Origin of the sequence: Vibrio echinoideorum (assembly GCF_024347455.1) — a bacterium.
GTDB lineage: Bacteria > Pseudomonadota > Gammaproteobacteria > Enterobacterales > Vibrionaceae > Vibrio > Vibrio echinoideorum.
The window spans coordinates 1064778-1090862 of the sequence record NZ_AP025483.1; the positions used below are offsets into that span (position 1 = coordinate 1064778).

The 26085-nt window shown below is 43.4% G+C and carries 24 protein-coding genes and 1 riboswitch; of the genes, 17 read left to right on the forward strand and 7 right to left on the reverse strand.

Annotated features, from left to right (window positions below; genetic code table 11):
* Positions 1 to 255 precede the first annotated feature (255 nt).
* Together luxO and luxU are read left to right on the forward strand one after the other, a co-directional pair.
* Positions 256 to 1644 carry a quorum-sensing sigma-54 dependent transcriptional regulator LuxO gene (gene luxO / locus OCV36_RS04985; RefSeq protein ID WP_004734031.1) on the forward strand — a complete coding sequence of 463 codons (1389 nt, stop codon included), beginning with the start codon at positions 256 to 258 and terminating at the stop codon, positions 1642 to 1644.
* A 24-nt stretch (positions 1645 to 1668) separates the two neighbouring features.
* On the forward strand, positions 1669 to 2013 hold the full coding sequence (gene luxU / locus OCV36_RS04990; RefSeq protein ID WP_017076652.1) for a quorum-sensing phosphorelay protein LuxU: 345 nt from the start codon (positions 1669 to 1671) through the stop codon (positions 2011 to 2013).
* 80 nt (positions 2014 to 2093) lie between these two features.
* On the opposite strand, the gene OCV36_RS04995 is transcribed toward luxU, so the two are convergent.
* A complete protein-coding gene (locus tag OCV36_RS04995; RefSeq protein ID WP_102554373.1) occupies positions 2094 to 2981 on the reverse strand; it encodes a YvcK family protein in 888 nt (295 codons plus the stop codon).
* A 194-nt stretch (positions 2982 to 3175) separates the two neighbouring features.
* Positions 3176 to 3328: riboswitch (molybdenum cofactor riboswitch) on the forward strand.
* Between OCV36_RS04995 and moaA the strand changes: the two genes are divergently transcribed.
* The 11 genes from moaA (at position 3317) to OCV36_RS05050 (ending at position 13505) form a co-directional block, all read left to right on the forward strand.
* Positions 3317 to 4306, forward strand: a complete 990-nt coding sequence (gene moaA / locus OCV36_RS05000; RefSeq protein ID WP_026012219.1) for a GTP 3',8-cyclase MoaA — start codon at positions 3317 to 3319, stop codon at positions 4304 to 4306. Its footprint overlaps the riboswitch before it by 12 nt.
* 91 nt (positions 4307 to 4397) lie before the next feature.
* Positions 4398 to 4910, forward strand: a complete 513-nt coding sequence (moaB, locus tag OCV36_RS05005; RefSeq protein WP_135454501.1) for a molybdenum cofactor biosynthesis protein B — start codon at positions 4398 to 4400, stop codon at positions 4908 to 4910.
* A 12-nt stretch (positions 4911 to 4922) separates the two neighbouring features.
* On the forward strand, positions 4923 to 5402 hold the full coding sequence (gene moaC, locus OCV36_RS05010) for a cyclic pyranopterin monophosphate synthase MoaC (protein ID WP_017076655.1): 480 nt from the start codon (positions 4923 to 4925) through the stop codon (positions 5400 to 5402).
* Positions 5399 to 5644 (forward strand): molybdopterin synthase sulfur carrier subunit, encoded by a 246-nt coding sequence (gene moaD / locus OCV36_RS05015; RefSeq protein ID WP_004734025.1) that lies wholly within the window; start codon positions 5399 to 5401, stop codon positions 5642 to 5644. The genes moaC and moaD overlap by 4 nt, the downstream gene beginning before the upstream one ends.
* Positions 5645 to 5646: 2 nt before the next feature.
* Complete coding sequence (gene moaE / locus OCV36_RS05020) at positions 5647 to 6120, forward strand: molybdopterin synthase catalytic subunit MoaE (RefSeq protein WP_135454503.1); 474 nt, start codon at positions 5647 to 5649, stop codon at positions 6118 to 6120.
* Between the two features lie 663 nt (positions 6121 to 6783).
* The gene (locus OCV36_RS05025; protein WP_017076657.1) at positions 6784 to 8415 is read left to right on the forward strand and encodes an ABC transporter substrate-binding protein; all 1632 of its coding nucleotides are present in this window, start codon (positions 6784 to 6786) and stop codon (positions 8413 to 8415) included.
* Between the two features lie 116 nt (positions 8416 to 8531).
* Positions 8532 to 9452 (forward strand): oligopeptide ABC transporter permease OppB, encoded by a 921-nt coding sequence (oppB, locus tag OCV36_RS05030; RefSeq protein ID WP_017076658.1) that lies wholly within the window; start codon positions 8532 to 8534, stop codon positions 9450 to 9452.
* A gap of 15 nt (positions 9453 to 9467) precedes the next feature.
* Positions 9468 to 10370: an oligopeptide ABC transporter permease OppC gene (gene oppC, locus OCV36_RS05035; RefSeq protein WP_017076659.1), complete on the forward strand. Its 903-nt coding sequence runs from the start codon at positions 9468 to 9470 to the stop codon at positions 10368 to 10370.
* Between the two features lie 41 nt (positions 10371 to 10411).
* Positions 10412 to 11383 carry an ABC transporter ATP-binding protein gene (gene oppD, locus OCV36_RS05040; RefSeq protein WP_017076660.1) on the forward strand — a complete coding sequence of 324 codons (972 nt, stop codon included), beginning with the start codon at positions 10412 to 10414 and terminating at the stop codon, positions 11381 to 11383.
* Positions 11380 to 12366, forward strand: a complete 987-nt coding sequence (oppF, locus tag OCV36_RS05045; protein WP_029225281.1) for a murein tripeptide/oligopeptide ABC transporter ATP binding protein OppF — start codon at positions 11380 to 11382, stop codon at positions 12364 to 12366. Before oppD ends, oppF begins: the two co-directional genes overlap by 4 nt.
* A 194-nt stretch (positions 12367 to 12560) precedes the next feature.
* Entirely contained in the window at positions 12561 to 13505 is a 945-nt protein-coding gene (locus OCV36_RS05050; RefSeq protein ID WP_135454506.1) for a glutathione S-transferase family protein, read from the forward strand.
* 200 nt (positions 13506 to 13705) lie between these two features.
* Here the strand turns inward: OCV36_RS05050 and pta are convergent, their stop codons facing one another.
* On the reverse strand, positions 13706 to 15871 hold the full coding sequence (gene pta, locus OCV36_RS05055; RefSeq protein WP_017076663.1) for a phosphate acetyltransferase: 2166 nt from the start codon (positions 15869 to 15871) through the stop codon (positions 13706 to 13708).
* Positions 15872 to 16018: 147 nt separating this feature from the next.
* Complete coding sequence (locus tag OCV36_RS05060; RefSeq protein WP_004734016.1) at positions 16019 to 17215, reverse strand: acetate kinase; 1197 nt, start codon at positions 17213 to 17215, stop codon at positions 16019 to 16021.
* A gap of 342 nt (positions 17216 to 17557) precedes the next feature.
* Here OCV36_RS05060 and yfbV point away from each other — a divergent pair, with 342 nt between their 5' ends.
* The 3 genes from yfbV (at position 17558) to OCV36_RS05075 (ending at position 21022) form a co-directional block, all read left to right on the forward strand.
* Positions 17558 to 18010 carry a terminus macrodomain insulation protein YfbV gene (gene yfbV / locus OCV36_RS05065; protein ID WP_017076664.1) on the forward strand — a complete coding sequence of 151 codons (453 nt, stop codon included), beginning with the start codon at positions 17558 to 17560 and terminating at the stop codon, positions 18008 to 18010.
* 329 nt (positions 18011 to 18339) lie between these two features.
* Positions 18340 to 19305, forward strand: coding sequence for an ABC transporter substrate-binding protein (locus OCV36_RS05070; protein WP_135454508.1), 966 nt, complete (start codon positions 18340 to 18342; stop codon positions 19303 to 19305).
* A gap of 250 nt (positions 19306 to 19555) precedes the next feature.
* A complete protein-coding gene (locus OCV36_RS05075) occupies positions 19556 to 21022 on the forward strand; it encodes a sensor domain-containing diguanylate cyclase (RefSeq protein ID WP_135454510.1) in 1467 nt (488 codons plus the stop codon).
* A gap of 75 nt (positions 21023 to 21097) precedes the next feature.
* On the opposite strand, the gene dusC is transcribed toward OCV36_RS05075, so the two are convergent.
* The gene (gene dusC / locus OCV36_RS05080) at positions 21098 to 22054 is read right to left on the reverse strand and encodes a tRNA dihydrouridine(16) synthase DusC (RefSeq protein WP_135454512.1); all 957 of its coding nucleotides are present in this window, start codon (positions 22052 to 22054) and stop codon (positions 21098 to 21100) included.
* 71 nt (positions 22055 to 22125) lie between these two features.
* Complete coding sequence (locus OCV36_RS05085) at positions 22126 to 22680, reverse strand: prepilin-type N-terminal cleavage/methylation domain-containing protein (protein WP_017076668.1); 555 nt, start codon at positions 22678 to 22680, stop codon at positions 22126 to 22128.
* A 210-nt stretch (positions 22681 to 22890) separates the two neighbouring features.
* Between OCV36_RS05085 and OCV36_RS05090 the strand changes: the two genes are divergently transcribed.
* Entirely contained in the window at positions 22891 to 23511 is a 621-nt protein-coding gene (locus tag OCV36_RS05090) for a YecA family protein (RefSeq protein WP_017076669.1), read from the forward strand.
* Between the two features lie 93 nt (positions 23512 to 23604).
* Here the strand turns inward: OCV36_RS05090 and dsbB are convergent, their stop codons facing one another.
* Both dsbB and nhaB read right to left on the reverse strand, forming a co-directional pair.
* Entirely contained in the window at positions 23605 to 24114 is a 510-nt protein-coding gene (dsbB, locus tag OCV36_RS05095) for a disulfide bond formation protein DsbB (RefSeq protein WP_135454769.1), read from the reverse strand.
* Positions 24115 to 24260: 146 nt separating this feature from the next.
* The gene (gene nhaB, locus OCV36_RS05100; RefSeq protein WP_135454514.1) at positions 24261 to 25853 is read right to left on the reverse strand and encodes a Na(+)/H(+) antiporter NhaB; all 1593 of its coding nucleotides are present in this window, start codon (positions 25851 to 25853) and stop codon (positions 24261 to 24263) included.
* Positions 25854 to 26085: the final 232 nt, after the last annotated feature.

A 26085-nucleotide genomic window follows, 5' to 3' on the forward strand; every position in this document is an offset into this window, starting at 1 on the left:
GAAAATTTAGGCAAAAAAACAGCCAGTAGTAAATTTTCTACTGGCTTACGTTTGTGAACACTGAGTCCACTAACAACGTCAGTTGGCTAGGTGACCCGAAGGTCAAATAGAACACTGCATCGTTCGTGCCATGTAGCTAATTCATTGATTATTTGAAGCTGGTATAGGAATACAATACAAATATTGTGGCCAATTTGCATAATGCAAAGCGGAATGCGACTATAATAAGAAATGCAAATTATAAATGGCTAGGATATGCAATCAAAAACGCTAGATAACAAATCAAAGTATTTGTTGATGGTAGAGGATACGGCTTCGGTAGCGGCTTTATATCGCTCGTATCTTACACCGCTCGAAATTGATATCAACATTGTCGGCACTGGTCGTGATGCAATTGAGAGTTTGAATCATCGAATCCCAGACCTCATTTTATTAGATCTACGTTTACCCGATATGACGGGTATGGACGTGCTATTTGCCGTAAAACAAAAATACCCTGAAGTTCCAGTTATTTTCATGACCGCTCACGGCTCTATTGACACCGCCGTAGAAGCAATGCGTCATGGCTCTCAAGATTTCCTGATCAAACCGTGTGAAGCCGATCGACTCCGTATTACGGTGAATAACGCGATACGTAAAGCGACCAAGCTGAAGAACAGCTCTGAACATCCTGGAAATCAAAACTACCAAGGGTTCATTGGTAGTAGCCAAACCATGCAGCAGGTTTACCGAACTATCGACTCTGCCGCATCGAGTAAAGCCAGTATTTTCATCACGGGTGAAAGTGGAACCGGTAAAGAGGTGTGTGCAGAAGCTATCCATGCTGCGAGTAAACGTGGCGATAAGCCATTCATCGCGATCAACTGTGCGGCTATTCCTAAAGATTTGATCGAAAGTGAACTGTTTGGCCACGTTAAAGGCGCCTTTACTGGCGCTGCCACCGATCGCCAAGGTGCTGCTGAATTGGCTGACGGCGGAACTCTGTTTCTCGATGAGTTGTGCGAGATGGATCTTGAGCTGCAAACCAAGCTTCTTCGCTTTATTCAAACCGGTACTTTTCAAAAAGTAGGCTCTTCGAAGATGAAGAGTGTGGATGTGCGTTTTGTTTGTGCAACCAACCGTGACCCTTGGAAAGAAGTTCAAGAAGGTCGCTTTAGAGAAGATTTGTACTACCGTTTATATGTGATTCCTTTGCATTTACCGCCATTGCGTGAGCGTGGCGAGGATGTCATCGAGATTGCATACTCGCTATTGGGTTACATGTCAGTTGAAGAGGGCAAAGCGTTTGTTCGTTTTGCTCAAGAGGTGCTTGATCGCTTCAATCAATACGAGTGGCCGGGTAACGTTCGTCAGTTACAAAACGTATTGCGAAATGTGGTGGTACTGAATAATGGTAAAGAGATTACTCTGAACATGCTTCCACCCCCTTTGAATCAGCCGATTGAAAACAGTCTGCGATTGAAAGAGAAGCAGAACGAAGATATTACCGTGAAAGATATTTTCCCATTGTGGATCACTGAGAAAACGGCTATCGAACAGGCCATAAAAGCGTGTGATGGTAACATTCCCCGTGCGGCCGGTTTTTTGGATGTCAGTCCATCGACGATATATCGTAAATTGCAAACGTGGAATGCGAAGCAGTAATCACCAAACAATAAGAAAAGAACAATGATGAAAGTATTAAATCAGCAAAAAGTTGATGAGCTTGCCGGTGAAATAGGGCAAGAGAATGTTCCAGTTTTATTGGATATATTTTTAGGTGAATTGAAAGGTTACTATGAGCATCTAGAGCTCAATAAAGCTAATGATACTTCCAAGTACTTGGCTGATATTAGCCACGCACTCAAAAGTAGTGCAGCGAGTTTTGGCGCAGACTCATTGTGTAGCTTCGCGATTAGCTTGGACGCAAAAGTAAAACAAGCCTTGCCAGTGACAGACGTAGACTTTCAAGGTATGCAGGCACTTTTGTTAACAACGTATCAAGAATATCAGCAGTTGATGACAGACATCTAAAACGGTTGATGACGACATATACCAGAGACAGGTATTAAAAAAGGAGCATGATGCTCCTTTTTTATATCAGAAATTTGGCACTAGACCAGTTGGGATCTAATCGCTTGCTGGAGCTTTAAACGGTCATGTCGCCAATCTCGATTAGGAGATGCAAGATCAGTGGTTACACAGTTCCATAGTCCTTCAAGTTCAGGGTGGGGCGCATTACCCAGCACGACATCGATTTTTCTCGCTTTACAGGTGCGCTCACACCATTCTAATTGTTCTTGAAGCGTCATCTTTCCTGCTGGGCCGTGTTCCGGCGACAGGTTTTCAACAAAAATTACTTTAGCTTTGGTGTTGTCAGCGATGGCTTTTCCTATTTCAGGAAGTAGCAGCGGAGGCATAACACTGGTTAGGAAGCTTCCTGGACCCAGGACAATACAATCCGCTTGCTCAACGGCTAGAACGGCTTCTTTGGTGGCGGGTACTTCCGGTGATAAGTCCATCATGCGCAGCTTTTCTGTCATATCATCTACGTTGGTTTCACCGGTTACCCAACGACCATCCATTGAGAGGGCCGTGAGGTCTGAAGGGTGTTCGGTCATCGGGACGATATTGACATCGACCTTGAGCATATTTCGAATTAGGTTAATTGCTTCCAATGGGCGAACGGAAAGGTTATCTAGCGCCGTTAGCATTAGGTTCCCTAAGTTGTGACCATCGAGTTCACCTTGACCGCGAAAGCGGTATTCGAACATCATCGAGCTAATTGAAGGTTCTGTGATTAATTGGTTGATACAGTTACGAGTATCTCCCCAAGCAATACCACCTTGGCAGTCTCGAATTCTTCCGGTTGAGCCACCGTTATCTGTGGTCGCAACAATGCCAGTTGCGTTGTTACCAAAGTCTTTTAATGCAGCTAGCATGCGACCTAAGCCATGGCCCCCACCGATTGCTACGACTTTCTTTGAAGAGTAAATATTCATTTTTTGTTCTTGTTAGATTATTACCAACTATAATTTAGGTTAAATGCTTCTCATCAGATACTCAACAAGAGTTATTTTGAGGGTTTGATACGTTTTTTTTGCCGATGTGACCCGTTTTTTGTCATCAGAGCTAGATTCACGTACAAATATTAAGTATTTTATTACTCAGCTACTGCGCGTGTGAATATAACGTGCAGTTGCCATAACTCCGAGCTCTCGCATGCTAAGTCGCACAGTGGTATTTGCTGTACCGATACGCATCAAGAGCCAGTGACATGTTGTCACAAGGGCTTAATTGGAAATGATTATGCCTCCCGTGTTTGGAAAGGTGTTCCGTGGCGCAACAATTCGAAGATAGATTCCATCGCAAATTTTATTATTTGCGCTTGTCGGTTACAGACGTCTGTAACTTTAAATGTACTTACTGCTTGCCAGATGGTTATAAACCGTCAGGGCAAAAAAACTCGTCTTTTTTAAGTGTTCCCGAGATCAAACGTATTGTAAAAGCGTTTGCAGATTGTGGTACCTCAAAGATCCGCATTACAGGCGGAGAGCCGAGCCTGCGTAAAGACTTTCCTGAAATCATACACACCGTTGCTTCTACTCCAGGCATCGAAAAAGTAGCCACGACAACTAACGGCTACCGCATGGAGAAACAAGTAGGGCAATGGCGTGATGCTGGTTTAACCCATATAAACGTGAGCGTGGATAGCTTAGATTCGCGCATGTTTCATCAGATCACTGGTGAGAACAAGTTTACTGAGGTTATGCGAGGCATTGATAAAGCGTTTGAGGTTGGCTTTGAACAAGTCAAAGTCAACGTCGTATTGATGAAAGACCTCAACAGTCAGGAATTACCAGCCTTCCTTAATTGGATCAAAGACAAACCTATTCAATTACGTTTTATCGAGCTAATGAAAACTGGCGAGATGGACGAGTTGTTCGATAAACACCATGTGTCTGGCGTTGCGATTCGTAACCAGCTTATTGCTAATGGTTGGCTATTAAAAGTCAAAGCAGTTAACGATGGCCCAGCGCAAGTGTTTGTCCACCCAGACTACAAGGGTGAAATTGGTTTGATCATGCCTTACGAGAAAGACTTTTGTGAGAGTTGTAACCGACTGCGTGTTTCTGCGACCGGTAAACTTCACTTATGTCTGTTTGGTGACCATGGTGTTGAACTGAGAGATCTAATTCAAGAAGATCAACAAGAGCAAGAGCTCATTGATCGAATTCAGGCTCAGCTTCAAACCAAGTCCGTTAGCCACTTCTTACACGATGGCAACAGCGGCATGACTCCAAACTTGGCGTCAATCGGCGGTTAACTCGCTATATACTCTAAAGCATTTTATCGCTCAGCTTCTTTAAGCTGGGCGAATAAGTCTAATCATTGAAAAATTTTAAATAGGTGAACAAATGGGTCACGCAGAAAGCAAATTTCAAGCAGCAAACATTGCAGTATTAACGGTGTCAGATACTCGTACAGAAGAAAACGATACGTCAGGTGGTTACCTAGCGGAGCATGCTAAAGAAGCTGGCCACAATGTGGTTGATAAGCAAATCGTTATCGATGACATGTACAAGATCCGTGCGATTGTCTCTAAGTGGATCGCGGATGAAAGCGTTCAAGCTATCATGATCACTGGCGGTACGGGTTTTACATCTCGTGACAGCACGCCTGAAGCACTTAAGCCACTATTCGATAAAGAAGTCGAAGGCTTTGGCGAACTATTCCGTCAAGTGTCTTACGAAGAAATTGGTACTTCTACGATTCAATCTCGTGCGATTGCGGGTTTTGCTAACCATACGGTTATCTTTGCTATGCCTGGTTCTACAGGTGCATGCCGTACAGGTTGGACTAAGATCATCAAGCAGCAGATAGATGCAAGTCACCGTCCTTGTAACTTCATGCCACATCTTTCTGTATAAGGTGATTTGAGCATGAGCCAATTTACACACATTAACGCGTCTGGCGAAGCAAACATGGTCGATGTATCGGCTAAAGCAGAGACAGTACGTGAAGCGAGAGCAGAAGCTTTCGTTCAAATGTCAGCAGAAACGCTAGAGCTGATTGTTTCTGGCAGCCACCATAAAGGTGATGTTTTCGCAACGGCACGTATTGCTGGTATCCAAGCAGCGAAGAAGACGTGGGACTTGATTCCACTGTGTCACCCTTTGCTACTGACTAAGGTTGAAGTTCAGCTTGAGGCTATCGAGTCTGAAAGTAAGGTTCGAATCGAATCTGTATGTAAGCTTGCTGGTAAGACCGGCGTAGAAATGGAAGCGCTAACGGCTGCTTCTGTTGCTGCACTAACTATTTACGATATGTGTAAAGCTGTTCAGAAAGACATTGTTATCGAGAATGTACGCTTGTTAGAGAAGACCGGTGGTAAGTCAGGTCACTTCAAGGTGGAATCATGATTACGGTACTGTTCTTTGCACAAACTCGTGAACTTGTCGGTGTTGATAGCCTAGAGATCGATGCGCAATACAATACTATTGAAGCGATTCGCAGCCACCTTGTAACACAAGAAGGCAAATGGGATATCGCATTGGAAGAGGGCAAGCTGCTGGCAGCACTCAACCAATCAATTGTACCTTTGACGACTGAAGTGAAAGACGGCGACGAAGTGGCTTTCTTCCCACCAGTTACTGGAGGTTAACCATGAATGACTCTCGAGTTATTGATCCAAGAGTATTAGTGACTGCTGAAGATTTTTCTGTGGGTGGCGAATACGATTATTTGGCTCAAGGTACAGCCGCTGGAGCGGTAGTGACGTTTGTTGGTAAAGTTCGCGACATGAACCTTGGTGACAACGTGATTGGTTTGTCTCTTGAGCATTATCCAGGCATGACAGAGAAGTCGCTGAGCGAGATCTGCGATCAAGCTGAAGCGCGCTGGCCGATTGAGAAGATGCGAGTTATTCACCGCGTGGGTGACCTAGATATTGGTGACCAGATTGTCTACGTTGGTGTGTCAAGTGCACACCGTGGTGCTGCTTTTGAAGCCTGTGAGTTTGTTATGGACTTCCTGAAAACCAAAGCGCCGTTTTGGAAAAAAGAACGTACCACAGAAACAACCCGCTGGGTTGATTCTCGCGATTCAGATACTAAAGCTGCGGATCGTTGGGAAAAGTAATCCATCCCAGATCGTGTTTCTTCCTTAACGTGAAAATACATGACAGGTTGGGACGCAAATAATAAGAAAGCCGACGTTGAACGTCGGCTTTTTTGTGCATGCTACAAAGCTATTTATAAATAGAAGGCTTTTTAATAAATGGTTAAGCGCTCAGGTTGCATATAAATTCGATACATAATTTTGTCTGTCTTGGTGCACATCTACATCTGTTTTGGTGCAGCGCATTATGCTGTTTTGTATAAAGTGATAATCCTCACAAATAGTGCAGTCTATTTAGGGGATATGTGATGTGCAATTAGATTTCATGTGGCATTAATGTTAATTTGCCGACAGTGTTCTAGCATAAGATGCTAAAAAAAAGTATCAATTCAGATACATCAACACTAAAGGCTGTTTTTTAATAAATCCCTATATATAACTCACTATTCATTAGGTTTTTATTAGAGATTTACACTGATACCTTGAATGATTCGGAGAATTATCCGATTTTTTGCGACTTGTTTATGGCAAATTACTTCAATGGTTGATAGTGTGTGCCTCAATCTTTGTAAGGTTTTAGATTTTTATGCTTAAACTTTGAGCTAAATAAATCTAAATCACTGCCGTTCAGTGAGCTGAGCAAAGAAGTCATGGATGCAATACAAAAAACTTGGAGTTTATTGAATGTACAAGAATAAAATCACTCAGGCCCTTCTTCTAGGTGCTGGTTTGGCAGTGGCTGCCACTTCTACCCTTTCTATCGCTGCTGAAGTTCCAGCAGGCACCGAGCTTGCAAAAGTTCAGGAGCTTGTTCGCGGTAACGGTACTGAAGTTGCGACTATCGACCCACACAAATCTCAAGGTGTACCAGAATCTCACGTAATTCGTGATCTTCTAGAAGGTCTAGTGAACCAAGATGGCGAAGGTAATACAATCCCAGGTGTAGCCGAAAGCTGGGAAACGACAGACAACAAAACATTCACTTTCCACCTGCGTAAAGACGCAAAATGGTCTAACGGCGATCCTGTAACAGCTGAAGATTTCGTTTACAGCTGGCAACGTGCAGTCGATCCTGCCACTGCTTCTCCATATGCTTGGTACATGGAATATACCAAGATGGTGAACGCGAAAGACATCGTAGCGGGTAAGAAAGACAAGAGTGAGCTAGGTGTTAAAGCTGTAGATGCAAACACTCTTGTTGTTGAACTAGATACAGCGGTACCATATTTCGTAATGATGATGGGCCACACAACAATGAAGCCTGTACATCAGGCGACTGTTGAAAAATTTGGTGACCAGTGGACTAAGCCGGGTAACTTTGTAGGTAACGGTGCGTTTTCTGTTGATCAATGGGTTGTTAACGAACGCCTAGTACTAAAGCGTAACGAGCAATACTGGAACAACGATAAGACTGTTCTTAATAAAGTAACGTTCCTACCAATCGAAAACCAAGTTGCGGAAATGAACCGTTTCCTATCTGGTGAAATCGACTTTACAAACGAACTTCCAACTGAGCACTTCAAGCGTCTTAAGAAAGAGTATGCGGAAGATGTATCTGTAGCGGGTAACCTATGTACCTACTACTACATCTTTAACACAAAGAAAGCACCATTTGATGATGTTCGTGTACGTAAAGCAATTTCTTACGCAATTGACCGTAATATCGTAAGTGACGCGATCCTTGCACAAGGTCAAAAACCAGCGTACTTCTTGACTCCTGAGATTACAGCAGGATTCAATCCTGAGCTTCCTGCGTACGGTAAAATGACTCAGAAAGAACGTAACGCTGAAGCGGCACGTCTTCTTGAAGAAGCGGGTTACGGCCGAGATAACCCACTAAGCTTCAACCTGCTTTACAACACTTCAGAAAACCACAAGAAGATTGCTGTAGCGCTAGGCTCTATGTGGAAGAAAACACTGGGTCTTAAAGTAACGCTTGAAAACCAAGAGTGGAAAACTTACCTATCTTCTAAAGATTCTGGTGACTTTGAAGTAGCACGTGCTGGTTGGTGTGGTGACTACAATGAAGCGTCGTCATTCCTAACGCTAATGAAGAGTAACAACACGACTGGTGGTGTTCACTACGACAGCGCTGCTTACGACCAAATCATTGATAAAGCACTTAACTCTACTTCAGAAGAAGAGCGTGAAGCACTTTACCTTGAAGCTGAAGCGCTAATGGCGAACGATATGCCTATCGCTCCTATCTACCAATACGTGAAATCACGTCTACTTAATCCGCATGTTGGTGGTTTCCCAACAAACAACGCGGAAGATAAGATCTTCTCGAAAGACTTATACATCAAAGCTGAATAATAAACGCTTCGATTCTAAAAAGTTAATATAACTATAACGATACCGACGCTACATGCGCAGAGCGCGCATGTAGCGTCTTTCTAATTTTAATTGTCACAGACTGAAAGAGTGAGTTTATGCTTAAATTCATTATGAAAAGGATATTTGAAGCGATTCCAACTATGTTGGTGTTGATCACTATATCTTTCTTTCTCATGCGTTTCGCACCGGGTAACCCGTTTTCAAGCGAGCGTCCATTACCGCCAGAAGTTATGGCTAACATCGAAGCTAAATATGGCTTAGACAAACCTGTATTTGAACAGTACACCACGTACCTGACCAACATCCTTCAGGGAGACTTTGGTCCGTCTTTCAAATATCAAGATTACACAGTAAATGAGTTGATCGCGGTTGCGCTTCCAGTTTCTGCGAAGGTAGGTTTTGTTGCCTTTATCTTTACCTTGATTATGGGGGTAACGGTCGGAACCATTGCCGCCTTGAAGCACAATACCTGGATCGACTACACCATAATGTCGACCGCGATGCTCGGGGTGGTGATGCCATCCTTCGTGTTGGCACCAGCGCTTATTTACCTATTCTCACTGCACTGGCATATATTTCCTGCAGGTGGTTGGCACGGTGGTACTTATATGTACATCGTCCTACCCGTTATCGCGATGTCTCTTCTATACGTAGCAACCTTTGCTCGTATTACTCGCGGTAGCATGATTGAAACCCTAAACAGTAACTTTATCCGTACAGCTCGTGCTAAAGGTCTAAGTTACCGTTATATCGTTCTTAAACATGCTCTTAAACCAGCAATGCTTCCTGTCGTTTCTTATATGGGACCTGCTTTCGTAGGTATCATTACCGGTTCTGTTGTCGTTGAAACTATCTTCGGCCTACCGGGTATCGGCAAGCTGTTTGTTAACGCCGCGTTTAACCGTGACTATTCGTTAGTAATGGGAGTAACCATTTTGATTGGTTTCCTATTCATCTTATTCAACGCAATCGTTGATATTTTACTAGCGCTTATAGACCCGAAAATTCGCTACTAGCAGGGACGCATGGTTATGTTGAAGAAAAAAGAAAACTTAGAAGCGATCGAAAAATTCTCTGAGAGTTTGGAAATTGAAGGTCGTAGTTTGTGGCAGGATGCGCGTATTCGTTTTATGCGTAACAAAGCGGCAATGATCAGCCTGTTCATTCTAATTGTCATGGTGTTATCGGTAATCTTCTTACCTATGTTGGCAGAACATGCTTACGATGATACTGACTGGTACGCAATGCACGTAGGCCCAAATGCTGATCACTGGTTTGGTACTGACAGTTTAGGCCGTGACCTATACGTTCGTACGATGATTGGTGGCCGTATTTCTCTTATGGTTGGTGTGATGGGCGCATTCGTAGCGGTACTGATTGGTACGCTTTACGGTGCGGCTTCAGGCTTCATTGGCGGTCGCACTGACCGAGTGATGATGCGTATCCTAGAGATCCTATACGCAGTACCATTCATGTTCCTAGTGATCGTACTGGTGACGTTCTTTGGTCGTAATATCGTACTTATCTTTGTTGCTATCGGTGCTATTGCTTGGCTCGACATGGCGCGTATTGTTCGTGGTCAAACGTTGAGTTTACGTAGTAAAGAGTTCATTGAAGCTGCTCACGTATGTGGTGTCAGCAAATGGAAAATCATTACACGTCACATCGTACCGAACGTATTGGGTATTGTTGCGGTTTACTCAACGCTACTTATTCCAAGCATGATCCTTACAGAATCATTCTTATCTTTCCTTGGTCTTGGTGTTCAAGAACCTATGACAAGTTGGGGCGCGCTGCTACAAGAAGGCTCGCAAACAATGGAAGTTGCTATTTGGCAACTGGCATTCCCAGCCGCATTCATGGTAGTTACGCTGTTCTGCTTTAACTACGTAGGTGATGGTCTGCGCGATGCGCTTGATCCAAAAGACAGATAATTAAATAGCAAAAAAAGCTATAAAAGATTAAGGAAGCAATAATGAGCTTATTAGATGTCAAAGATCTGCGCGTCGAATTTACCACGCAAGATGGTATCGTAACCGCAGTAAACGACCTGAACTTCTCACTTAACCAAGGTGAAACGCTGGGCATTGTTGGTGAGTCAGGTTCGGGTAAATCTCAAACGGTATTTGCACTGATGGGACTGCTGGCTAAGAACGGCATCATCTCAGGCAGTGCAAAGTTTGAAGGCAATGAAATTCTCAATCTACCTGAGAAAGAACTGAACAAAGTTCGTGCTGAACAGATCGCGATGATCTTCCAAGATCCAATGACATCACTGAACCCTTACATGAAAGTGTGTGATCAGTTGATGGAAGTTCTCATGCTACATAAAGGTATGGGTCGTTCAGAAGCATTTGAAGAATCCGTACGCATGCTTGAAGCGGTTAAAATCCCTGAAGCGCGTAAACGTATTACCATGTATCCACACGAGTTTTCTGGCGGTATGCGTCAACGTGTGATGATTGCAATGGCTCTGCTATGTCGCCCGAAACTACTTATCGCTGATGAACCAACAACAGCGTTGGATGTAACTATTCAAGCACAAATCATGGAATTGCTGAACGAGCTTAAAGATGAGTTCAATACAGCAATCATCATGATCACCCATGACTTGGGTGTAGTTGCCGGTTCTTGTGACAAAGTTCTAGTGATGTACGCTGGCCGTACCATGGAATACGGCACAGTAGACGAAATCTTCTATGAGCCTAGCCACCCTTATGCGGAAGGCCTGCTTAAAGCAATTCCTCGTTTGGATACCGAAGGTGAAATTCTACCGACGATTCCAGGTAACCCACCTAACTTACTTCGCCTACCAACCGGTTGTCCTTATCAAGACCGTTGTCACCGTGTAATGGACCGTTGTAAGCAAGAAGCACCAATTTTGCAGCCATTTGCGAAAGATCGTCAGCGTGCTTGTTTTTCTGATTGGGAGACTTGGACAAAATGAGTAAAGAATTACTATTAGATATTAAAAACCTTAAAGTTCACTTTAGCATTGCGGCTAAGTCAGCTTGGCCTTGGGCGAAACCATCAAACCTTAAAGCGGTTGATGGTGTGGATGTTCACCTTTACGAAGGTGAGACTCTGGGTGTAGTAGGTGAGTCTGGCTGTGGTAAATCAACATTTGCGCGCGCAATTATTGGTTTAGTTGAGGCAACTGAAGGCGAGGTTATGTGGTTAGGTCAAGACCTGACTAAGATGCAGGAAGTGAAGCGTCGTGAGACTCGTAAAGAGATTCAGATGATCTTCCAAGACCCACTTGCATCGCTTAACCCGCGTATGTCAGTTGGAGACATCATTGCTGAGCCTCTACAAACTTTCTATCCTGAGCTTTCTAAACAGGAAGTGAAAGACAGAGTTAAAGAGATGATGGCAAAGGTTGGTTTACTACCAAACGTAATCAACCGTTACCCACATGAATTCTCTGGTGGTCAGTGTCAACGTATCGGTATCGCACGTGCACTTATCTTGAAGCCTAAGATGATCATCTGTGATGAGCCGGTTTCTGCTCTGGATGTATCTATCCAAGCTCAAGTAGTTAACCTTCTTATGGAACTACAGAAAGAGTTAGGTTTGTCTTTGGTATTCATCGCGCACGATTTGTCGGTTGTGAAACACATCTCTGACCGTGTATTGGTGATGTACTTAGGTAATGCAGTTGAACTAGGCGAATCAGATGCCTTGTTCTCGGATCCTAAGCACCCATATACCAAAGCATTGATGTCAGCCGTTCCTATTCCAGACCCTCGCTTAGAGCGCAGTAAAACCATTCAGATGCTGGAGGGTGATCTACCATCGCCAATTAATCCACCATCAGGTTGTGTGTTCCGTACTCGTTGCCCTGAAGCAACTGAGGCTTGTGCTCAAACGAAACCCACAATTCAAGGCAATGACGTACACGCAGTATCTTGCTTGCACGTACAAGTCTAGAACCTATTTAAACCGGTTCAGCCTGTGACAGGCTTAAGCGCAACTTTTTTATGAGTTGCGCTTTTTTTGTACCTAAACTTTCACGCCGAACAAGCTTCATCAAATAATTCGAACAACTAAGCCAACTTCTTCTAGTTTTGAAAAAGTGGGCTTTTTTTATACTAAGTAAAAGTTTGGATGACAGAGGTTTGGATATGGGTAAGTTAGTTGAAGGTGTTTGGCATGATGTTTGGTACGACACTAAGGAAAGTGGCGGCAAATTTTTTCGTGAAGATGCTGGCTTTCGAAGCTGGGTAGAGAACAAGTCGGGCGCACAATTCCAGCCAGAAAGCGGCCGTTATCATTTATACGTATCATTAGCTTGCCCTTGGGCGCACCGAACTTTGATCTTCCGTGAGCTTAAAGGTCTGGCCAATCATATTGACGTGACGGTAGTCTGCCCAGACATGATGAGTGAAGGGTGGCAAATGGGTTTACCTGAGCCTCTGTTTGGTCACACTCGTATGCACCAAATCTATACTCAAGCCAAACCTGATTACTCAGGTCGAGTGACGGTTCCAGTATTATGGGACAAGAAAACCAACACCATCGTGAGTAACGAGTCCTCTGAAATTATCCGCATGTTTAACTCCGAATTTAATGAGTTAACAGGTAACACGGATGATTACTACCCGTGGGAGTTGGCCAAGAAGATTGATGAATGGAATGACTATATCTATCCGAATATCAATAACGGTGTTTATCGAACGGGTTTTGCGACGACGCAAGAAGCATACGAAGAAGCGTATGATTCTCTATTTGGTGCCTTAGATAAAGTAGACGCTCATCTTAGTGAACATCGTTACTTAGCGGGTAACGAGATTACAGAAGCGGATTGGAGGTTGTTTACCACTCTAGTTAGATTCGATGCAGTGTATGTTGGCCACTTCAAGTGTAACAAGCAGCGAATTTCAGACTACGTCCATATTCAGGGCTACTTAAAAGAGCTTTACCAGATCGAAGGCATTAAAGAGACGACCGATTTTTACCATATCAAGCGACATTACTATTACAGCCATACAGGCATCAATCCAACACAAGTTGTACCCAAAGGTCCAGAACTTGGCCTTGATTCGCCGCATCAACGTGACTTGATATAAGCGCTTATCATTGGCTGCATGGTTAACTCATTAGCTACATGGTTAATTGATCACCGCATAGCGAATTGACTACCGCATAGTTAATTGACCACCGCATAGCTAATTGGCTGTTGCACGGTCAGATTCAGAAGCCGAATGCTAGATACAAAAAGACACGCTAATTTAGCGTGTCTTTTTTATTAGAGAAAAGGGAATTAAGATTAGTTAATTACTTTCTCTTTAGCTTGTTCTGCTTGATCCGCTTGGATAGCCGTTAGAGCTACTGTGTAAACGATATCGTCTACTAGAGCGCCACGTGACAAGTCATTTACTGGCTTACGCATACCTTGAAGCATTGGACCGATTGATACTAGGTCAGCTGAACGCTGTACAGCTTTGTAAGTCGTGTTACCCGTGTTTAGATCTGGGAATACGAATACTGTCGCTTTACCTGCAACTGGAGAGTTAGGCGCTTTAGAAGCGGCTACGTTTTCCATGATTGCTGCGTCGTACTGTAGAGGACCATCGATCACTAGATCAGGACGTTTTGCTTGAGCAAGTTTTGTTGCTTCACGTACTTTATCTACGTCTGCACCTTTACCAGATTCACCAGTAGAGTAAGAGATCATAGCAACACGTGGGTCGATACCGAATGCCGCAGCAGAATCTGCAGATTGGATAGCGATTTCAGCAAGCTGTTCAGCTGTTGGATCTGGGTTGATCGCACAGTCACCGTATACAAGCACTTGATCAGGCAGAAGCATGAAGAAGATTGAAGATACGATAGATGCATCAGGAGCCGTCTTGATGATCTGGAACGGAGGAACGATTGTGTTCGCCGTTGTGTGAACTGCACCAGAAACTAGACCGTCAACTTCACCCGCTTCAAGCATCATAGTGCCTAGGAATACTGAATCTTCTAGCTTCTCACGAGCTACAACTTCAGTCATACCTTTAGCGCCACGAAGTTCTACTAGGCGAGCTACGTAGTTTTCGCGAACGGATGCAGAATCGATGATCTCAACGCCAGCGCCTAGCTCAACACCTTGCTGTGCAGCAACGCGACGAATTTCTTCAGGGTTACCAAGAAGTACACAAGTTGCGATGCCGCGCTCAGCACAGATAGATGCTGCTTTAACGGTACGTGGCTCATCACCTTCAGGAAGAACGATGCGCTTAGCCGCTTTACGAGCAAATTCAGTTAACTGGTAACGGAATGCTGGTGGGCTTAGACGACGAATACCTTGAGTACCTTCAGATAGAGAATCAATCCAAGGGCCATCGATGTGGCTAGCAACGTGATCGTTAACGAACTCGATACGCTCTTTATCATCTGCAGGTACTTCTAGGTTGAAGCTCTGTAGGTTAAGAGACGTCTGCCAAGTGTTACCTTGAGCCTTGAAGATCGGTAGACCTGAAGCGAATGCTGGAGCACAAAGGTTAGCAATGCTTTCTGGAATGTCGTAACCGCCAGTCAGTAGGATTGCGCCAATTTCAACACCGTTTTTCGCAGCAAGAGCTGCAGCAACGATAACGTCAGGACGGTCTGCTGAAGTAACCAGTAGTGAACCTGGTTTGAAGTGCTCAATCATGTGGGGTAGAGAGCGTGCACAGAAAGTGATGCTCTTAATACGACGAGTTGAGATTTCACCTTCATTAACGATTTCAGCGTTAAGGTGTTTAGCCATATCAACCGCACGAGTTGCGATTAAGTCGATGCTCCATGGCACACAGCCAAGAACACGGATAGGGCTAGAGTTGAAGATTTGCATTACTTCAACGTTCGCTTGCTGAGCGCTATCTGCATCGTCAAAGATTTCAGATAGATCAGGACGAGTACGGCCAGCTTCATCAACAGGAGCATTAAGCTTGTTAATGATCACGCCTTTGATGTTCTTGTTTTTAGTGCCGCCGAAGTTAGAACATGCTACTTCGATGTGCTCTTTAAGCTGAATAGGGTTGTATGTACCAGGGGTCGCAACGAATACGATCTCCGCACCAAGTGTTTTCGCGATTTCCGCGTTTACTTGGTTTGCAAATGGGTGCTTACGAGTAGGAACTAAGCCTTCGATAAGCGTTACTTCTGCGTCTTTATTGATTTTGTTGTATTGCTCAACAACTGACTCAAGAAGTTCGTCCATTTTTTCGCTACCGATCAAAGCTTCAGCTTTAGTCATTGCGATTGGCTCACCAATCTTAATGTCGCTGTTTGTGCTAATGATAGTAGACGTTAAATCTGGTTGGTTACCACCGCTACGAGGTTGAGCGATTGGCTTGTAGAAAGAAACACTTACGCCCTTACGCTCCATAGCGCGAAGAACACCCATGCTAACACTAGTAAGACCAACACCAGCGCTTGTAGGGATAAGCATAATAGTACGGGACATTGACGGACACCTTTAACTATTGGAAATAAAAAAAGCTCAACTGCTATTCCCACCGATATTTAAATTGGGGTAGGAATAGAAGTTGAGCCCCATTTTCTTGATATGAAAAACTGACTAGCTTCGAGTGAAGCTAGTCAGGAAAATCAATTAAAGACCTGCTAGTTTCGCAGTGTCTTCAGCAATTACTAGCTCTTCATTAGTAGAGATAACCATTGCAGGGATACGGCTGTTAGCTGTAGTGATAGTACCTTCGCCGCCGAAACGTGCTTTAAGGTTAGCTTCGCTGTCAACTTCGATGCCGAAGATGCCTAGGCGGTTAAGAACCATTTCACGGATTGGGCCAGAGTTCTCGCCGATGCCGCCAGTGAAAGTGATTGCGTCTAGGCGACCTTCTAGAGTAGCAGTGTAGCCAGCAACGTACTTAGCTAGACGGTGACAGAACACGTCCATTGCACGAGTTGCTTCTTCTTTCTCACCGTAGTTGTCTTCAACGAAACGACAGTCAGAAGTCACTTCAGTTAGACCTGCTAGGCCAGACTCTTTAGTTAGCATGTTGTTGATTTCTTCAACAGAGTAACCAAGAGCGTCGTGCAGGTGGAAGATGATCGCAGGATCAAGGTCACCACAACGAGTACCCATTACAAGACCTTCAAGAGGAGTAAGACCCATAGAAGTATCTACAGATTGACCGTTCTTGATAGCACATACAGAAGCGCCGTTACCTAGGTGACAGTTGATGATGTTAACTTCTTCAACTGGCTTGTTTAGTAGGCCTGCAACTTCACGTGTGATGAATAGGTGAGAAGTACCGTGCATGCCGTAACGACGGATGCCGTGTTCTTTGTACAGGTTGTACGGTAGAGCGTATAGGTAAGACTCAGAAGGCATTGTTTGGTGGAATGCAGTGTCAAAAACAGCAACGTTTTGTAGACCAGGGAAGTTCTGTTGAGCCGCTTCGATACCGATAAGGTGAGCTGGGTTATGAAGAGGTGCAAAAGTTGCAGCGTCTTGAATACCCTTAAGAACTTCATCAGTGATAAGTGCAGAAGAAGTGAACTGCTCGCCACCGTGAACGATACGGTGACCGATAGCGCCAAGGTTAGCTTTAAGCTCAGGCTTAGAAGCAAGAATAGTTTCTACCATGAAAGATAGTGCTTCTACGTGAGCTGCGCCCGCACCTAGTTGTGCTTCGTGCTTGCCGTCAAGTTTCCATTTCATACGAGCTTCTGGAAGACCAAGACATTCAGCAAGACCAGTTAGGTGCTCAGCACCTGTTTCTGCATCAACAACAGCAAATTTAAGAGAAGAACTACCACAGTTTAAAACTAAAACTAGCTTAGACATTAATGACTACCTGTTTATTTTTCTGATCGAAATCAGTTAAGGATGAAAATTAATCTCAAGAATAGACGAAGCACCATTGCTTGCGTACTAACCTTGGTCAAAAAAACGTTAATTTCCGTATTAAAGTGAAAGCGCACTTTTAAGAAAAGAGGCTTTTGCATTCCTTGCAGAAGTCGTCCCAAAGTTGCTTAAATTGTAAATAAGGGCAACAATGAGATTGAGGTCTGCAAATAATAGCGATATTGTGCAAATATAACAAAAAAATTTGAAAGAATATTATTTTTCGTCAAATTTTTGTGTATTTAGTTGATGATTTCAACTTTTTTTTAATGGGAGACTCATATGAGTAATAGAGTTGGTTTAGCTAGCAGTTTAAAAGATGGCCAAAAGTACATGGATCTCTGGCCTGTTCGAAAAGAGTTAAACGCTATTTTCCCTGAGCAACGCATCATCAAAGCGACGCGTTTTGGTGTTAAGGTGATGCCCGCAATAGCTGCAATAAGCGTCCTTACGCAAATGGTCTTTAACAATTACCAAGCGATGCCACAGGCTGTGGTTATGGCATTGTTTGCGATCAGCTTGCCGCTTCAAGGTATGTGGTGGTTAGGTAATCGTTCAAAAACTCAGCTTCCGCCGGCCTTAGTATCTTGGTACCGTGAATTGCATGAAAAGATCACCGAAACGGGTTTTGCATTAGAGCCAATGAAGCCACGCCCTCGTTACAAAGAGTTGGCGATCATTTTAAATCGCGCATTTCGTCAGCTAGACAAATCTTCAATGGAACGTTGGTTCTAAAAGGTCGTCCTATATCTCCCTCTAGTCTGAGAACAGTCATACATCATCGATAGCTCGTTCTCAGATTTGATCCTCTCTTCTAATCGCTTCACTTAGTCTTTATTCATTTAGCTTTGCCTTTATTTGCCGAGCTTATCTTGTATTCATTGAGTTTCTTACCTTTAAATCCAACAAACCCGCTTATCCCCACATAATTCGAACCTTGTTGTATTTTTGTTAAATATCACTTCAAGTTATCAATAGTTACTGGTAATAATGTCAATAGTGATTTTTGATGTTGTTCTCTTCGATCGAGTAATAACGAGTAGAGCTTGATTTAGGGAGCGATAATGAGTTCTGTAAGAAAGATATTGGCAGCGGTTTTAAGCTGTCTGCTGTTGCTATGGACTGGCAATGTAATGGCGAACGTCGCCAAAGTGTCGGTTTCACAAGTTGTTGACCATCCAGATCTGAATGCGACACGCTTAGGACTCATCGAAGGGTTAAGAGTTAAAGGCTATGAAGCGGGTAAAAATTTAGAGTTCTCTTATGAAATGGCTAATGGTAGCCCGGCGCAAGCCGCAAAAATTGCCAGAGAGTTAGTCAGCGAAAACCCCCACGTATTAGTGGGTATCGCGACACCTACTTCGCAAGCTTTGGTTTCTGCAACGCGATCTATTCCTATTGTGTTTACCGCGGTTACTGATCCAATTGGTGCGAGACTGGTCAAACACTTGGATAAACCGGGACGAAACGTTACCGGCCTTTCTGATTTGTCTCCGATTTCTCAACATGTATCTCTTATTAAAGAGCTCCTTCCTCAGGCAAGCTCAATTGGGGTTGTTTATAATCCGGCTGAAGCAAATGCCGTCGCGTTAGTTGGGCTATTAAAGAAGTCTGCACGAGACTTTGGTTTTACTCTGTACACTGAAAAAGTGCTAACCATCGATGATGTAGAATCAAAAACCGAATCCATTGCTAAGAAGTCTGATGTTATTTACGCATTGACAGATAACACTGTTGCAAGTGGTATCGAAGGGCTTATAGAAGCTGCTAACCGAGCTGGAACGCCAGTGGTTGCCGGAGCGACGTCTTATGTAGGAAAAGGCGCTATAGCGGGCCTTGGGTTAGACTATTATGACGTAGGTATTCAAACCGCAGATTATGTCGCTGCAATTCTGAATGGGCAAAAACCGGGGAAACTGAGTGTCAAAACCGCACAGAGCTCTCAGCTGGTCGTGAACCTTGAGGCGGCTCGTGAGCTAGGAGTGACATTGCCAAAGTCCGTAATTGATCGTGCAATAGTCAGTCGTTGAACAACATTAGGTTTCAATTGACGGACTATCTATAAGTTACTTTGTTAACAGTGCTTTAATACATTTAATGAACAAAAAAATTTACTCTAAATGCTATTTTCTCTCTACTTTATTCATTTTTAAGCAGTTATCTAACCATTACTCATACCGTTAATATCAATTTACATTGTTTTACATCGAGAGGACTGTTGATTAATGTCATAATATTAATGGTATAAATGAAAATAGTTGAGCGCTAAGAGCACATTATATGAAAGTAAACAGGCACTTTAGCCTTAGTTTTATCTTCGGATTCCCAGCGGTGATCGCTTTAATGCTGCTAGGCCTAATTGGTAAGAACCATTTTGATGCGGTAAAAAAAGACATCAACAGTGAGTTGCATCGTATCGAAGAGGTTTTCGCTGGAACCACTAAAGTTGTCACTGCTTTAGATTACAGCTTCTCGAATTATTATAAATCCGGAAATCCACTTTTTCTTGACCATAATAAGCAGGTGGTCAATGGTCTTTGTCGTATTTGGCCTATCGATGTCCTACTACTCGCTGATGGTAAAACAGGCGACATTCCTTCTGTTGATATCGATTATATGTTGGTCGGTGAAGAATCGTTGTGCTCTGAAACCAGTGATAGCTACAAAAGTGCTTCCGAGAAAATCGCCTTGGCACCTATCCTTTCATTCTTGTCTCAACTTGATGAATACCACAATGGTGTGCATTTTATTGATACCCGCGGTTATGTGATTTCGTCACCTGAAGACTTCGCTAAAGGGCTAGGGAAGGAACTGCTCTCTACGATAAAAAGTCGCCCATATTGGCAAAAAACCGCCAATAATCCGGATCAATTGACGCTCTCTGGGCCGGCATACCGATTTGACTCCCTTGATCGAATAATCAGTATGACAATTCCTGTGTTCAATCAAGGGGTGCATCAAGGGATGCTCTCGGTAGATATTGACGCTGGCAAATTACTGGGGGCTTCTAATCAACATTTAGCCGGCAAAGTGAACATCATTGATACAACCTTGGCGGTTCCAAGCGACTCCTCAACCTTTTATAGCGAGATCGTCTTAGAAGGTGTCGCATCACATCATGCAATGTACTATGACTTTGATCTTGAAAAGGAAATAGAGCATTTCTTTATTTATGAAAAAGACAGTTTAATTGTCGCTATTATCGTTTACCTGTTCTCTGTCACTATCTTTTTCTACGTCAATTCCAATATTGAACGCGGTTATTTCAAAGAACTTGCTGCCAAAGACCCGATGACAGGATTATTGAATCGACGTGGCTTAGAAGCGTTTTGGCGCAGCGTAGAGCATGATCAATTATTTACCTTAACGGTGTTTGATATTGATGACTTTAAGTCAATTAACGATACCTATGGCCATGATAAAGGCGATGACGTGATTCGTTATATGTCGCGTCAGATAAGTAGCAGTATTCGAAGCAGTGACGTTGCCGCAAGGTTTGGCGGCGAAGAGTTTGTTGTTTATCTGAAAGGTGATGACCGGGAAACGATGATTAGGACATTGCAACGTGTAAAAAATGCGATTTGCGCGAAATCAGCCGACATTGTCCCGAATGGATTTACGGTGTCTGGCGGTGTGTGTATTGTTGAAACAAAGCAAAGCCAGCTTAACTTTGAAGAGATATTTAAGTACGCCGATGAAAAGTTGTACGCGGCTAAAACGACGGGTAAAGACCGTCTTGTATTTTAACCGCGCTATTGAATAAGCGTTTTTTAGGATTAGGAAAGAGTTAACGCGTTTTTCGAGTGGAAACGTGCATGCGAGCTAAACGGATTGGCAGCGCTGATCCTGGTAACGTTGTAGGCGCTCTACAATGGGTGGCGCTTTCTTGAAAGTACGAATTTCTTTAAATAGTTCGTTCGCTTCAGGGTAGCCTTTGCTTAAATAGACAAACCATTGTTTCACTCTATTGGGGTAGTACATGCCTTTATCCCCTTTAATTTGAAACTCTGAATAGCGCAGTAAAAGTTCAATGACTTTATCCCACGGCATTTTCTGGTGGTTGTGCTTAACGACATTACCAAGGTTTGGAATATTGAAAGCGCCGCGGCAGACCATCAATGAATCGACTCCTGTTGCTTTAATGCAATCTTGACCATCTTCATAGTTCCAAATTTCACCGTTCGCAATCAACGGTAGAGAGGTTTTCTCTCTTATTTGATTGATGTAGTCCCATTTGATTTCACTAGCCTTGTAACCACCTGTTTTAGTTCTCGCATGCACAGTCAGTTCGTCAGCTTTCGCTTGTTCAATGGCATCGACAATCTCAAAACACTCCTCAGGATGTTCCCAGCCCAGTCGAATTTTTGCGGATACCGGAATATGTGCAGGTACCGCTTCTCGGCAGGCTTTCACCACTTGATAGATGAGTTCAGGCTCTTTTAGCAATGAAGCTCCACCATTACTTTTGTTTACTGCTTTCGCAGGACACCCAAAGTTAATATCAATACCTTTAGCGCCTAAGTTGGCTGCTTGAAAGGCATTCTCAGCCATCCAATTTGGGTGTTGCCCCAAAAGTTGAAGGTGAATAGGTACACCAGCCATGGTTTGAGAGCCTTGATGTAACTCAGGGCAAATACGGTGGAATACATGCGGAGGAAGAAGTTGATCAACGATACGTACAAATTCTGTGACACAGAGATCGTAATCATTGATCTCTGTGAGAATTTCACGCATTAGGTGATCTAGAACGCCCTCCATTGGGCCAAGTATTACTCGCATATTGTTCTACCGAAACTGGGTGTACCGAAAATTAAGAGGCGTGATTGTACGGTGTGTTACTTAGCTTGTCACTAGGGAGCGGTATTCGCCATTTCTCTGGTTATTCTTACTTCTCCTGTAATTGGTGAGTAATAGAGAATAGGTAAACGCTCAGAGGTCGTAAAGCTTGGAGTATAGTAGTAATAACACTCAGGTGTTCCAGTATACCAACTAACAATGGCCTCATTCGAAGGGAGAATAAAGCCAGTGTCGTATTGAGAGCGAGCGACCAAGTCGGAATCAATTAAAGAGTTCCAAAGTGCCACACATTGGTCACCTTCAACTTTTGGCGCTTCTGTTGGCGGTGTATCAAGAATCGAAATTGGAAAACCAGTTTCCGACGGGTACACATCGCCTTCACCATAATCCACTACCTGATCAAACCCTTGCTCACCATCGACAAGCCACTGTGAATGATACATATCTATACTGTTTCTAAATGCAGAAAACGCACCTTGCGCTAAGGATTCATGAGCGTCTCGCTGAACACCAAGAAAACGAGGTGCAGCGGTTACTGCCAATACGCCCAAAATAACGACCACAACAACAAGTTCGAGTAATGTAAAACCTTGTGCTTTTAATTTCATGTTGAATACGCCTAAATGTAACTGAATGCTTGAGCTGGTTTTTACACCCAGGGCTCTGATTATCAAAGCGAAATAAGTGAAATATTAATGACATTTGAATAGCAATGGTTTGCGTATGCTTGTTGATTTCAAAACAGAGAGATGTGGTTGGCGACATCTGGGGAGGGATGGCGTTATAATAACGAAAATGCCCCAATATCCAGAGCTTTCATGACATATCAATTATTAAACCTACCAGAATCAGTCACTGACATTACGCCTCAATTTATCGAAGGTGCAATCCTTGCTTCTAACCTAGCGACTAAGCCATTAGATCCAGAAGCGTGGCTAGCTGTCGTTGCTCCTGAAGCAGGTAAAGAGCTTGTTTCAATGGCCACTGAACAAATTAATCGTCAACATAACCTAATTCAGCGTAATGAATATTTACTGACAGACGTGTTTGCTGATGGCGACTTTAATGAGCAATTCGCAGGTTTTGCTGAAGGTTTCATGATGGTTTGGCCAACAGTTGAAGAGCAATGGCAAACAGTGACGATGGCTGATGGCACTTTGCGTATGTTACAAGCGCTCCTGACAACACTGATGTTAGCGATTGATGAAGAACACACTCAGCAGCAAATGATTGCTGTCGGTCTGGAAAATCCGCCATCACTCGAAGATTTGGTCGGTCAGGTTGACCTGATGATTTCAGAAGTAGCGTTGGCTGCGGACGAGGCGATGTTGGGTAATAAGTCACAGAGTGTTAACCCATTTAAAGATATCGGTCGTAACGACCCTTGCCCATGTGAAAGTGGTAAAAAGTTTAAGCAATGTTGCGGTAAAAAAAGCTAATAGCTAACGAGTAGAATTGCAATTAAACAAAATTTAAATGATAAAAGTCGACCTTATGGTCGACTTTTTTTGTTCCAATTTTTAAAGTTATTGTTAGTCATTTTTTGATTTAACAAATTGAGAAATAACAATAAACCCGCAAGCAATTAAGTTACCGGTAAAGATAATCACTAGCCATTGAGGCATCGAAAGCTCTAAGAGTTGCCATACAACTTTGCTACAGTCACCGTAAGCTTCAAACATCCACGGTGCCCATTGGTTTAATGGTGCCCAACTAGGGAAGGTCACGAATAAGTCACAAGTTGCGAAAGGAGAAGGGTTGAACTGATAATCAACGTGCTGTAACGCAAGCATCAAACCTTTGTAGGCACCAAACCCCCAACCAGCGAGCCCTAACCAACGTGATACTGGGTTATTCGGAGCAATAGCACCAATTAGAGCAGCGACGCCGATAGCAAGCATGGCAACGCGTTCATAAATACACATCACGCAAGGACCAAGCATCATCACATGCTGGAAGAAAAGAGCACATGCTTCAAAAAATACAATAAAAGCTAGCAGTAAAAGCCAAGATAAACGTCCCTTAGAGAAGTCTTTGAGCATTACAAAAAAGTTCACGAATTTAATCCTGTCTATAAAATAAAAAAGCCCTGAATACTCAGAGCTTTTTATCTTGGATAAGTTTCCTAATCAACTAATATTTTTGATTAGTTAGATACACTTATTGCCCTTTGCAACACAAAGTCAGCTTAGTGACCACCAGAGATCACTGGAGCAACAACTTCACCAGTACGCTGAATGATCCAGCCTGCATCGTAGAACCACGCTGTCATCGGCTCTACGAAGAACACGATGCCAGCAAGGCCAACAAGTGCCAGGACGATTGTGTAAGGTAGGGCCATGATAACCATACGGCCGTAAGACAGTCTAATTAGCGGAGCAAGTGCTGATGTTAACAGGAATAAGAAGGCAGCCTGGCCGTTTGGCGTAGCAACCGAAGGTAGGTTAGTACCTGTGTTTATCGCAACAGCAAGTAGATCGAATTGGTCGCGAGTGATGATGTCTTCAACAAGTGCAGTTTTCACTTCGTTGATGTAAACCGTACCTACGAACACGTTATCCGAAACCATCGATAAGATACCGTTGGCCACATAGAATAATGCAAGCTGTGCACCTTTATCTTCAACGTGAAGTACCGCATCGATCACTGGCTTAAATAGTCCCTGGTCAATGATTACAGCAACAACCGCGAAAAAGACAGCAAGAAGTGCAGTAAATGGTAGCGCTTCTTCAAAGGCTTTACCCATCGAGTGCTCTTCAATTACACCAGTAAACGCCGTTGCTAAGATAATAACTGAAAGACCAATCAAGCCGACTTCAGCCACGTGAAGCGCAAGGCCGACAATAAGCCAAACTGCGATTGCACTTTGAACCCATAGTTTTGCTACGTCTTGTTTTGTACGATTTGCGCGTTCTTTGTTGTCAAATTCAACTAAGATTTGGCGAACGTTATTTGGCAGTTCTGCACCGTAGCCAAATACTTTGAATTTCTCCACAAGTGCACAAGTGATAATGCCGCAGATGAATACTGGCAGTGTTACTGGCAGCATGCGGATAATAAATTCACCGAACTCCCAGCCTGCTTGTTTAGCAATCACTAAGTTTTGCGGCTCACCTACCATAGTCATTACACCGCCTAGTGCAGTACCAACACCTGCGTGCATAAGCAATGAACGCAAGAAAGCACGGTAGTTTTCTAAGTCATCACGAGTAAGTTCAGAGAGCTCTTCATCATGAGTATGATCGTGTGCAGACGTTGTGCCTTTGCCTGATGCTACTTTGTGATAGATAGAATAGAAGCCAACCGCAACGCTAATCACTACGGCGATTACTGTTAGCGCATCTAGGAAGGCAGACAAGAAGGCCGCTGCAATACAAAAGGCGACAGAAAGCAATACTTTAGATTGGATACCGAGCAGGATCTTCGTGAAAATGAACAAAAGTAGTTCTTTCATGAAGTATATGCCAGCAACCATGAATACTAATAAGAGTAATACAGGGAGGTTTGCTTGTAGCTCATGATAAACCATTTCTGGTTTGGTCATGCCAATGGCGACAGCTTGAATTGCTAATAAACCACCCGGTTGAAGAGGGTAGCATTTTAGAGCCATAGCGAGAGTGAAAATAAACTCAACCACCAATAGCCAACCCGCAACAAATGGGTCAACTAGGAAGAAAACAAACGGGTTGATGATTAAAAAGGAAATGATGGCAAGTTTATACCAATCAGGAGCTTTACCAAGGAAGTTCTTGATAAAAGCGTTTCCGAGAGACATCGGCATGTTAATACTCTTTTATGTTGATTATGAATAGACAAGCAATACAACATTTTGAGAATCGAGTTATAAAATTGTTAAAAACTATAACTAACAGTGACTTAGAAAAACTACATTCCATGTAATGTTCTGTGGTCTTGCCAAGTCACTCCCTTAGAAACTCAAGCACTGCTTATTTTTGAGCGCAACTCTACTCTTAGATAACATTTAGTCAACAGGAAAAGCCCCGTAGCTCTAA